This window comes from Psychrobacter sp. CR212, assembly GCF_059693765.1.
This window is the reverse complement of record NZ_JCATIF010000001.1, coordinates 533,453-545,967: the sequence shown is the minus strand read 5'-3', so window position 1 is coordinate 545,967 and position 12,515 is coordinate 533,453. Positions and strand designations below refer to the sequence as shown.

4 protein-coding genes and 1 CRISPR repeat array (1 of these 5 cut by a window edge) are annotated in these 12,515 nt (G+C 47.2%); of the genes, 3 read left to right on the top strand and 1 reads right to left on the bottom strand.

The window, feature by feature from the left end; genetic code table 11:
- The first annotated feature begins 84 nt into the window (after window positions 1-84).
- A complete protein-coding gene (gene cas4, locus AC58CZ_RS02275; protein WP_071002007.1) occupies window positions 85-720 on the top strand; it encodes a CRISPR-associated protein Cas4 in 636 nt (211 codons plus the stop codon).
- Window positions 721-754: 34 nt separating this feature from the next.
- Here cas4 and AC58CZ_RS02270 read toward each other — a convergent pair whose 3' ends face one another.
- Entirely contained in the window at window positions 755-907 is a 153-nt protein-coding gene (locus tag AC58CZ_RS02270; protein ID WP_197496727.1) for a hypothetical protein, read from the bottom strand.
- A gap of 110 nt (window positions 908-1,017) precedes the next feature.
- Between AC58CZ_RS02270 and cas1c the strand changes: the two genes are divergently transcribed.
- Entirely contained in the window at window positions 1,018-2,049 is a 1,032-nt protein-coding gene (gene cas1c, locus AC58CZ_RS02265; protein WP_494223449.1) for a type I-C CRISPR-associated endonuclease Cas1c, read from the top strand.
- Between the two features lie 38 nt (window positions 2,050-2,087).
- A complete protein-coding gene (cas2, locus tag AC58CZ_RS02260; protein ID WP_093068657.1) occupies window positions 2,088-2,378 on the top strand; it encodes a CRISPR-associated endonuclease Cas2 in 291 nt (96 codons plus the stop codon).
- A 257-nt stretch (window positions 2,379-2,635) separates the two neighbouring features.
- A CRISPR array of direct repeats spans window positions 2,636-12,515; the repeat unit is 32 nt; unit sequence TTCGCACCCATCACGGGTGCGTGGATTGAAAC; it runs 435 nt beyond the window's last position.

The window sequence follows — 12,515 nt, the reverse complement described above, 5'->3', positions numbered from 1 at the left end:
TTAACTTTTCGTATCGTCATAGATATTGAGCAGGCGTAAACGATAAGCGCTTGCTCACCTTTTTAATTAAAAAGGCGGACACAAATGCAAACCCTCTACCTATCCCGCTTGCAGCATTACTTATTCTGTCCGCGTCAGTTTGCGCTGATTGAGCTTGAGTGCGCGTGGGCGGAGAATGTCTTTACTGCCGAAGGGCAAGTCATGCACGAAAAGGTCAACAGTGGCGGACACGATACGCGTGGCAATATAAAGACCGTGCGCACGCTACCGCTTGGCCATCGCGCACTTGGATTAGAGGGGGTTGCTGATGTGGTCGAATATCACACCGATGATACAGGCGCACAAATTCCGTTTCCTATCGAATACAAACGCGGTAAGCCCAAATCACATCGTGCGGATGAAGTGCAATTGTGCGCGCAAGCACTATGCTTAGAAGATATGCATGATTGCACCGTCAGTGAGGGCGCGCTGTTTTATGGTAAAACCCGTCGCCGTCATACGGTAGGTTTTGATGAGGAGCTGCGGCAAATTACCTTAGATGCGATTAACGAGTGTCGGCATATTATTGAATCTAAGCAGACGCCAAAGCCAAGTTATAGTACCAGTAAATGCCGAAATTGTTCACTCAAAGACATCTGCCATCCTAAGGTTTTTAATAAAAATGCCAAGGCTTGGTTAAACAAAAAAATAGTGACCAGTTTAGAAGAAACGGATCACTAATTTATTAATGTATTTGCATAAAGCAGTGAAGCTATTAATCCTTTTGTTGCGGCTGCGCATCATTCTTCGGCTGTTGTGGATTTAACTGCTTGCCTTTATTACCTTGATTCTGGTCATAGGCTTTGTTAGTACCGTCAGACCCTTTGTTAGGATTTTGCATATCAGCTTCGTTATTGGAGTAACTCATGTTTTATTCCTTGATAATAGTTGAGAAGTAGTCCATTTAACCTAGCACAATAAAGAGCTATATTCAAAAATACACAGCTGAACGCTAGAAAATAATGATTAGGAAACCCTATGCGCTCATTAAAAAATACCTTATTCGTGCAAACCCAAGGCGCATGGCTCAATAAACAGGGCGAAAACGTCGTTATGAATATCGACTATGAGGTCAAAGGTCGCGTCCCTATTCATAAGCTCGATGCGATTGTCTGCTTTGGGCAAGTGTCGATATCACCTGCACTGATGGCGCACTGTACCGAAAACGCCATTACCATCACTCATCTGAATCAATATGGTAAGTTCCAAGCGCGTATCGAAGGTGCGGTCAGTGGCAATGTACTCCTTCGCCGTGAGCAATATCGCATCAGTGACGACCCTAAGCGCGTACAGCCAATCTGTCATAGTATTATCTTAGGTAAAGTCCATAATCAACGCCAAGTCATTCGCCGCTATCTGCGCGATTATAAAAGCCAGCTAGATGAGCCTACAATTAAAAGCTTGGATGGCGCACAGCAGCGTTTGGAGCGCGGTCTCAATAAGATATTGACTACGCAAAACTTACCTGACCTGTTAGGCCGTGAGGGTGAGATGGCGAGCGTTTACTTTAGTGTGTTTCCATATTTTATTCGCAACCCTGACTTTATCTTTCCTAAACGTACTCGCAATCCGGCCACTGATGCGGTCAATGCCTTACTCTCTTTTACTTATACTCTAATGACTCATGATTGTCGTAGTGCACTTGAGACCGTAGGACTTGACCCTGCATGCGGAGTATTTCATCAACTGCGTCCTGGACGCCCGTCACTAGCTCTTGATTTGGTAGAAGAATTTCGCCCTATCGTGGATCGCTTTGTATTATCACTTATTAATAAAAAGCAGCTGGGTAAATCAGACTTTAAGACTGAAGCGAATGGCGCAGTTTGGCTCAAGGATGAAGCAAGACAAACATTTTTTAAGGCATGGCATGATCGTAAGCAGCAAACCATTTATCATGAATGGTTTGAGGAAAGCGTGCCCTTTGGTTTACTACCGCATTTGCAGGCGACAATTATGGCGCGTCATATTAGGGGCGATATTGATGCTTATATTCCTTTTTTGTGGAAATAAATTGCTGCATAAAGAATAAATAAACAAGGAAGGTCATTATGATGATATTGGTCACTTACGATATCAGCTCAGAGGGTGCATCGAGTGCCAAACGTCTGCGCCACATTGCTAAGCATTGTTTGAACTATGGACAGCGGGTGCAATATTCGGTATTTGAGATTGAGGTTAATCCTGCTGAATGGACAATGCTTCGAGCCACGCTTGAGGATATCATTGATCATAGCGTTGATAGTTTGCGCTATTATTATCTTGGTAAAAACTGGCAAAATAAAGTAGAACACATTGGGGCAAAACCTGTGCTAGACTTAAACGATGTCTTGCTATTTTAGCCGTTATCATCATAAATAATCACTTTTAAACCTACTACTTGACTGTTATAAGGTCAATGCGAACCTATAGCTTACATAAAATCTCTAGGAGACTCGCAAAGGGACCGCAATGCTATTTAACAACTTGATTTTACTACCTTTATTTTCTCACATTAAAAACTTGGTAAGCAAGATGTTTGCCAAATTCGCCTACAGTTTAGATATTCGCATATTCCGAGGTTTTTTCTTAACTTTATTAGCGACTTAAACTAGGGGCTTTCGCACCCATCACGGGTGCGTGGATTGAAACCCTTGCGCTTTGCTTGAGCATCATTATCCTCATTCGCACCCATCACGGGTGCGTGGATTGAAACAATCCTGTTTTATCAATCATAACGCCCACCTATTCGCACCCATCACGGGTGCGTGGATTGAAACCATCTGCTTTGCTTAAGTCTAGAAAAGAAACGCTTCGCACCCATCACGGGTGCGTGGATTGAAACGCGCTAGTGTCATTGCATACGTGGCGAGCTTAATTCGCACCCATCACGGGTGCGTGGATTGAAACAATTTCTACCGTGTTACTGGCCTTATCGGACATTGTTCGCACCCATCACGGGTGCGTGGATTGAAACTTAATAACCTTTATAAACTTTTATAACCTTATATTCGCACCCATCACGGGTGCGTGGATTGAAACGTTGACAGCATCTGCTACTTGTGTAGCTGTCATTTCGCACCCATCACGGGTGCGTGGATTGAAACACCACGGGTTACACCCAAACCATCTGCCATTGCTTCGCACCCATCACGGGTGCGTGGATTGAAACTGTTAAATTCTGCGATATCACCGTAAATCTCCCTTCGCACCCATCACGGGTGCGTGGATTGAAACTGCCCGATGTTTTAGTTATTGCATCGTAACGCTTTCGCACCCATCACGGGTGCGTGGATTGAAACTTGCCTTTGTTGCGCGCCTCAATCTTTTTAGCTTCGCACCCATCACGGGTGCGTGGATTGAAACACTAAAATCTATGCGAAGTGGATCAATACAGAGTTCGCACCCATCACGGGTGCGTGGATTGAAACATTAGTTATACCGCCAACCGCCTGACGCACTTGTTCGCACCCATCACGGGTGCGTGGATTGAAACCCTTATCCTGAGACAGGGTTTACTAAAGAGTTTGTTTCGCACCCATCACGGGTGCGTGGATTGAAACCCGCTCAGCCCTTAAGTCAGCAGCAAGCCAAAATTCGCACCCATCACGGGTGCGTGGATTGAAACTTCCGCGATAGAATTGGCTGATTGAGTATTATCTTCGCACCCATCACGGGTGCGTGGATTGAAACTGCCACATTGCTTTGTTGTACTGTATCCATGGTTTCGCACCCATCACGGGTGCGTGGATTGAAACCACATAAGTTAAGTTGGGCGCTTGCGCTACAATCTTCGCACCCATCACGGGTGCGTGGATTGAAACAATGCCGTCCCACATTTTTTCGAGCACATTTTTTTCGCACCCATCACGGGTGCGTGGATTGAAACATCACTGCGGCTCTAGACGCTCCTTACTGGGAAGTTCGCACCCATCACGGGTGCGTGGATTGAAACATCAATATCGATAGTGGCCGTTAAACCGTGTACATTCGCACCCATCACGGGTGCGTGGATTGAAACATGACTTTATCAACAGTCGTATAGATAAATCCGCCTTCGCACCCATCACGGGTGCGTGGATTGAAACAATCATGCGCTCAGCCTCTTTTAGCATCAACCCTTCGCACCCATCACGGGTGCGTGGATTGAAACAAAGAGCTTGGCGACCAAGCGCAAAAAGCGGGCTTCGCACCCATCACGGGTGCGTGGATTGAAACGGTAACCGAAAAGGAGCTAAAAGATGCAAGAGCTTCGCACCCATCACGGGTGCGTGGATTGAAACGTTAGCTGGAAACGACTTTTTAAAAACAAAATCTTCGCACCCATCACGGGTGCGTGGATTGAAACAGCGGCACGCTTATTTGCGCTCGTAAATATCTTTTCGCACCCATCACGGGTGCGTGGATTGAAACGCAGTGCGCCAGCCTCGGCACATTTGGCAAGTTGTTCGCACCCATCACGGGTGCGTGGATTGAAACTCCTACAAGAAATGGTGCCAGTATGATGACTTTTTCGCACCCATCACGGGTGCGTGGATTGAAACCTCTAATAATGTAAAAGTTGAGGATTTTGAAGTTCGCACCCATCACGGGTGCGTGGATTGAAACCTGAGCTTTACAATGCCCATGAATGATGAAGTTTCGCACCCATCACGGGTGCGTGGATTGAAACCTGTAGGGAGTCCTTTGCTTGATATTATCTGCTTCGCACCCATCACGGGTGCGTGGATTGAAACAGATCCGATGCCCACGGAAAAAACCGCAGATGTTCGCACCCATCACGGGTGCGTGGATTGAAACTACGTCAGCTCTTGTTAGGCTTGCTATGACAGTTCGCACCCATCACGGGTGCGTGGATTGAAACAGATCCGATGCCCACTGAAAAAACCGCAGATTTTCGTACCCATCACGGGTGCGTGGATTGAAACGCCAAATATTGCTGCCTCTCTATTTTATCCTCTTTTCGCACCCATCACGGGTGCGTGGATTGAAACCTAATGAACTTAAAGAGGCTACTCGGGCCTATATTCGCACCCATCACGGGTGCGTGGATTGAAACCTAATGAACTTAAAGAGGCTACTCGGGCCTATATTCGCACCCATCACGGGTGCGTGGATTGAAACTAAGTCAGCTCTTGTTAGGCTTGCTATGAAAGTTCGCACCCATCACGGGTGCGTGGATTGAAACCAAAACAAAGAATGCCTAACATCAGACGTGGACATTCGCACCCATCACGGGTGCGTGGATTGAAACGATATGTTTTGGACAAGCAATAAAAAACCCTAAGATTCGCACCCATCACGGGTGCGTGGATTGAAACATAAGAATAAAAACCGTCATGCCTCTTGTTAGCTTCGCACCCATCACGGGTGCGTGGATTGAAACGTTAGCTGGAAACGACTTTTTAAAAACAAAATCTTCGCACCCATCACGGGTGCGTGGATTGAAACGTTTTATGTCGTCTGCTTTGCAGCGGTGCCAATGGTTCGCACCCATCACGGGTGCGTGGATTGAAACGGCTATCCATTGTAGTGAGTTGACAGGCGTGCGTTCGCACCCATCACGGGTGCGTGGATTGAAACAGACCAGAGCGGCGGAAAAAACGGCGTACAAGTTCGCACCCATCACGGGTGCGTGGATTGAAACTAAATATCGCCACTCGTGATGACGATGATGCACTTCGCACCCATCACGGGTGCGTGGATTGAAACGCAAACGAGTGTAAAACTCTAAACGCTCTGCATTAATTCGCACCCATCACGGGTGCGTGGATTGAAACGTTTTATGTCGTCTGCTTTGCAGCGGTGCCAATTTCGCACCCATCACGGGTGCGTGGATTGAAACAATGCTGGTGGTAGCAAACAGCAATTATCAGGATTCGCACCCATCACGGGTGCGTGGATTGAAACTTTTGTGGCGTAACCTGTTACAAGGCAGGTTTTATTCGCACCCATCACGGGTGCGTGGATTGAAACAATCATGCGCTCAGCCTCTTTTAGCATCAACCTTCGCACCCATCACGGGTGCGTGGATTGAAACTATTAGTGCGTCACACTCAGCACGTTTCTTACTTCGCACCCATCACGGGTGCGTGGATTGAAACATCGAGTAGTGCCAAAAACAAAGGCACTCGCTCTTCGCACCCATCACGGGTGCGTGGATTGAAACGCGTGATAACCAATAGTAAAATCGTAATTATCTTTTTCGCACCCATCACGGGTGCGTGGATTGAAACATCGAGCAGTGCCAAAAACAAAGGCACTCGCTCTTCGCACCCATCACGGGTGCGTGGATTGAAACTTCATGTCCGACCATGTAAGAGTCTTTATATCTTTCGCACCCATCACGGGTGCGTGGATTGAAACAATTACTACCCTATCATCATTACTTGCTTGTTTTCGCACCCATCACGGGTGCGTGGATTGAAACGTCTGATTTGCACATATCCAGTCGTATGATTGTTTCGCACCCATCACGGGTGCGTGGATTGAAACATATAATCATTAAATACTATTGACAAATTATAGTTCGCACCCATCACGGGTGCGTGGATTGAAACTTTACTTTAAATCTGATGTATCTGAACCTGACGATTCGCACCCATCACGGGTGCGTGGATTGAAACAATTATTGCTTTTTACTTAATTACTAAATAGGGTTCGCACCCATCACGGGTGCGTGGATTGAAACAAAGAACATAAAAAAGCATCAGATTATATTGATTTCGCACCCATCACGGGTGCGTGGATTGAAACCTGTAAAAGAGTTTAGGTCACAAAATCAAGGTCATTCGCACCCATCACGGGTGCGTGGATTGAAACATCATAATTTACTGACAAAATGAAGGTAGGTTTTTCGCACCCATCACGGGTGCGTGGATTGAAACAGGTATATCATAAATTGGTTGTGACTCGATAAGTTCGCACCCATCACGGGTGCGTGGATTGAAACCTGCGATCGCATTAACTCATTTTGGTAATGACTTCGCACCCATCACGGGTGCGTGGATTGAAACGACCTTGATAGTGGTATTTATGACTACCTAGGCTTCGCACCCATCACGGGTGCGTGGATTGAAACTTTATGTGCCTATTATCACTGATTGCCCACCTATTCGCACCCATCACGGGTGCGTGGATTGAAACTGACCCACCTAGCTAGACTGCATAATCTCGGTTTTCGCACCCATCACGGGTGCGTGGATTGAAACTGACCCACCTAGCTAGACTGCATAATCTCGGTTTTCGCACCCATCACGGGTGCGTGGATTGAAACTGACCCACCTAGCTAGACTGCATAATCTCGGTTTTCGCACCCATCACGGGTGCGTGGATTGAAACTGACCCACCTAGCTAGACTGCATAATCTCGGTTTTCGCACCCATCACGGGTGCGTGGATTGAAACAACCTCTCCCCTCTGTCTTGCATAGATAATATATTCGCACCCATCACGGGTGCGTGGATTGAAACAGCCATGCTTGCGTTGCTGTTTCATCATATACTTCGCACCCATCACGGGTGCGTGGATTGAAACTATCAGTAAATTATGACGCTAATATTGGCGATATTCGCACCCATCACGGGTGCGTGGATTGAAACGATAATTACTATATCATCATTACTTGCTTGCTTGTTCGCACCCATCACGGGTGCGTGGATTGAAACCCTTGCTTGGTTGCGTGAATTGATGAAACTATTTCGCACCCATCACGGGTGCGTGGATTGAAACATCATACATACTTGATAGTCTTCATTGACTAAATTCGCACCCATCACGGGTGCGTGGATTGAAACTATCCAATCGCTAACACTTATTTTATATTGTCCTTCGCACCCATCACGGGTGCGTGGATTGAAACAATTACTACCCTATCATCAATACTTACTTGCTTTCGCACCCATCACGGGTGCGTGGATTGAAACCAAACTGACCTGATGCTATCTGACCTTGCAGCCTTCGCACCCATCACGGGTGCGTGGATTGAAACTCGCTGGTGGGGTAGTAGTTGATTGTGTGACCTTCGCACCCATCACGGGTGCGTGGATTGAAACTTAACTATCTCGTAGTTAGCAATGGCGGCCTTTTTCGCACCCATCACGGGTGCGTGGATTGAAACATAGACCACAACGTCCATATCAATCGCTTTGCTTCGCACCCATCACGGGTGCGTGGATTGAAACTGCGAACTCAACCACACCGTCCTCAACATCTAATTCGCACCCATCACGGGTGCGTGGATTGAAACTCTTATTCCCTTCTCAATATCAATGGTAAATGGCTTCGCACCCATCACGGGTGCGTGGATTGAAACCGTGTCTCAGTGCGGCGATGTGGGGCGGTACGTTCGCACCCATCACGGGTGCGTGGATTGAAACGTTATCATATGCGCTATCTATCGTGTGATAGTCATTCGCACCCATCACGGGTGCGTGGATTGAAACAAAACGATTACTACGTTGGGAAGCGCGTATAAAAGTTCGCACCCATCACGGGTGCGTGGATTGAAACGTTTTTGTTAATGATTTTGGTTACAACGTACTAAATTCGCACCCATCACGGGTGCGTGGATTGAAACATTATTAGTAGCTTATTTTGCATTGGTTTAAGTTCGCACCCATCACGGGTGCGTGGATTGAAACTTTAGTTAACCGCTTTTCAATACGTTGTGATATATTCGCACCCATCACGGGTGCGTGGATTGAAACAGCAACTTGCGCTGCAAACTTCGGACTTGCAATTTCGCACCCATCACGGGTGCGTGGATTGAAACTATTCGCTATCACTACAGCCGGTTTTATTTTATTCGCACCCATCACGGGTGCGTGGATTGAAACTACCTCAATTTGATGTTGATGATAATTTTTATTTTCGCACCCATCACGGGTGCGTGGATTGAAACTTTAGAGCCAAACGAATCAGCAGTATTTAAAGGTTCGCACCCATCACGGGTGCGTGGATTGAAACTTGAGCAGGTAGCCCCTTGGTTACTTGCGATGTGTTCGCACCCATCACGGGTGCGTGGATTGAAACTGCCAACTTGGGACATAACTCGTTAGCCTTAATTCGCACCCATCACGGGTGCGTGGATTGAAACTACTGATGATAAAGACATCTACAAGAGCAAGCCTTCGCACCCATCACGGGTGCGTGGATTGAAACCTTATCTTGAAGTTAAGGATAGCGTAGGTATGCCTTCGCACCCATCACGGGTGCGTGGATTGAAACTGCTTGTCCTAGATAAACCTTTCTAGCCAATGTTCGCACCCATCACGGGTGCGTGGATTGAAACTAGCTGTTGGCGTTTCTCGTTTAATTCGTCAAGCTTCGCACCCATCACGGGTGCGTGGATTGAAACCAGCCTTGTTTATTTTCCAAAGCACATTCAGCCATTCGCACCCATCACGGGTGCGTGGATTGAAACACCAAACGTATGATATTGCAATCTATAGCAATTTCGCACCCATCACGGGTGCGTGGATTGAAACGAGAGCGGTAGCTTTTACAGCTTCTTGGCTTGGATTCGCACCCATCACGGGTGCGTGGATTGAAACTGTGAAGGCAAACGAGCATGAAAAGTGGTGTCTTCGCACCCATCACGGGTGCGTGGATTGAAACAGAGCCTAAATATATTCCTATAGATACGGTAGCTTCGCACCCATCACGGGTGCGTGGATTGAAACTGTGAAGGCAAACGAGCATGAAAAGTGGTGTCTTCGCACCCATCACGGGTGCGTGGATTGAAACAGAGCCTAAATATATTCCTATAGATACGGTAGCTTCGCACCCATCACGGGTGCGTGGATTGAAACATTATCATTTGACTGTTCCCTATGGTTTGAAATTCGCACCCATCACGGGTGCGTGGATTGAAACAAACGTAATCGTTTTGAAACCATCGTTATTCTCAATTCGCACCCATCACGGGTGCGTGGATTGAAACTCTTGTTATTAATTCTTGGTCTCTTTCTTTGGTTCGCACCCATCACGGGTGCGTGGATTGAAACCGGAAACATGAGACATAACACGCGCCGTCTTGCTTTCGCACCCATCACGGGTGCGTGGATTGAAACGATTTAGATAGAAAAGACGGTTATTTGATTGTATTCGCACCCATCACGGGTGCGTGGATTGAAACACTTCGAGTGATTTGCATTTACCCTGGGATGACTTCGCACCCATCACGGGTGCGTGGATTGAAACAACCACGACACCACCAGTCCGATTTATATAATTTCGCACCCATCACGGGTGCGTGGATTGAAACGTAAAATCATTAAAAAGTATTGACAACTTATACCTTCGCACCCATCACGGGTGCGTGGATTGAAACCGCATTTTTGGAAATAACTTCCGCATCTTTTATTTCGCACCCATCACGGGTGCGTGGATTGAAACATGATCTGAAGATAATCGACCATTACTACACCTTCGCACCCATCACGGGTGCGTGGATTGAAACTATCAAATATGGTGTCGGCCAAATCACATGGTTTCGCACCCATCACGGGTGCGTGGATTGAAACTTTCCATGAGCCAGTGACAAAGTTGGATTTTATTCGCACCCATCACGGGTGCGTGGATTGAAACTTGTATTGCTTGCTCTTTGCTTGCTGCGAGTGATTCGCACCCATCACGGGTGCGTGGATTGAAACTATTTTATTAGCGTTCAATATACGCTGGTAGGACTTCGCACCCATCACGGGTGCGTGGATTGAAACCCTGATGTGTCAGACATTGACCGTCTGCTTGGTTCGCACCCATCACGGGTGCGTGGATTGAAACTAGCTTACGAGACACACGGACAGGCTTTGCTTTATTCGCACCCATCACGGGTGCGTGGATTGAAACTGCGTTAGTAAGAGGCTTGCCGAGCGTCCGTGTTTTTCGCACCCATCACGGGTGCGTGGATTGAAACATGGCAGCAGGTGAGGATTATGACGGTAATTTGGTTCGCACCCATCACGGGTGCGTGGATTGAAACTGCATAAACCACTCAAGCGACTCTTGCCGCGTCATTCGCACCCATCACGGGTGCGTGGATTGAAACTTTTGTAGCTTGTAATACACTGGTTTGTCATAGTTCGCACCCATCACGGGTGCGTGGATTGAAACTTTTTGTCTTTACTATTGTCTTTAATCTTTATGTTTCGCACCCATCACGGGTGCGTGGATTGAAACTTTTTGTCTTTACTATTGTCTTTAATCTTTATGTTTCGCACCCATCACGGGTGCGTGGATTGAAACATTATTAGTAGTCTATCAGTTGAGTTATTTTGCATTTTCGCACCCATCACGGGTGCGTGGATTGAAACCTTAAAACTGGAATTACTAATGTGTTAGGCTTTTCGCACCCATCACGGGTGCGTGGATTGAAACTACCAGATAGACCAATAACCCAAACGGCTAATATTCGCACCCATCACGGGTGCGTGGATTGAAACCTTAAAACTGGAATTACTAATGTGTTAGGCTTTATTCGCACCCATCACGGGTGCGTGGATTGAAACATCTAATGTGCCCCATCTGTTACGACCATCTAAATTCGCACCCATCACGGGTGCGTGGATTGAAACGCTTGATAACTCCCCTAAAAAACATTGCTCAATTTCGCACCCATCACGGGTGCGTGGATTGAAACCCTGCATTGCTGCGTGTTGCACGGTTGTACGTATTCGCACCCATCACGGGTGCGTGGATTGAAACACCATTAGATGGTGAACCTAATTCACTAACTATTCGCACCCATCACGGGTGCGTGGATTGAAACCCTGCATTGCTGCGTGTTGCACGGTTGTACGTATTCGCACCCATCACGGGTGCGTGGATTGAAACACCATTAGATGGTGAATCTAATTCACTACCTATTCGCACCCATCACGGGTGCGTGGATTGAAACGATGAGCCGCGCCGCTACTGGTTAATGATTATGTTCGCACCCATCACGGGTGCGTGGATTGAAACGCTGGCAAGTTGTAGGCCGTAATAGCGCTCGTCCAATTCGCACCCATCACGGGTGCGTGGATTGAAACCAGAAGTAGAAATGCCCGACTACTGGAAAGGTTTCGCACCCATCACGGGTGCGTGGATTGAAACACTAATCCGCATTTTGTGAAAGGTAAGCGGATGTTCGCACCCATCACGGGTGCGTGGATTGAAACCCTGCATTGCTGCGTGTTGCACGGTTGTACGTATTCGCACCCATCACGGGTGCGTGGATTGAAACACCATTAGATGATGCCTCCAATTCACTACCTATTCGCACCCATCACGGGTGCGTGGATTGAAACGATGAGCCGCGCCGCTACTGGTTAATGATTATGTTCGCACCCATCACGGGTGCGTGGATTGAAACTAAGTGCGTCTTTGGCTGGTACATTGACCAGTTTCGCACCCATCACGGGTGCGTGGATTGAAACGCCAGTTTCAGCAATCGTTTTAGCTGACGGCTGTTCGCACCCATCACGGGTGCGTGGATTGAAACACGAAAGTTTTAGACAA

What these genes read in the sequence shown, in the direction of transcription:
- AC58CZ_RS02270 (WP_197496727.1), bottom strand. Translation starts at nt 907, where the DNA reads ATGAGTTACTCCAATAACGAAGCTGATATGCAAAATCCTAACAAAGGG.
- cas4 (WP_071002007.1), top strand. Translation starts at nt 85, where the DNA reads ATGCAAACCCTCTACCTATCCCGCTTGCAGCATTACTTATTCTGTCCG.
- cas2 (WP_093068657.1), top strand. Translation starts at nt 2,088, where the DNA reads ATGATGATATTGGTCACTTACGATATCAGCTCAGAGGGTGCATCGAGT.
- cas1c (WP_494223449.1), top strand. Translation starts at nt 1,018, where the DNA reads ATGCGCTCATTAAAAAATACCTTATTCGTGCAAACCCAAGGCGCATGG.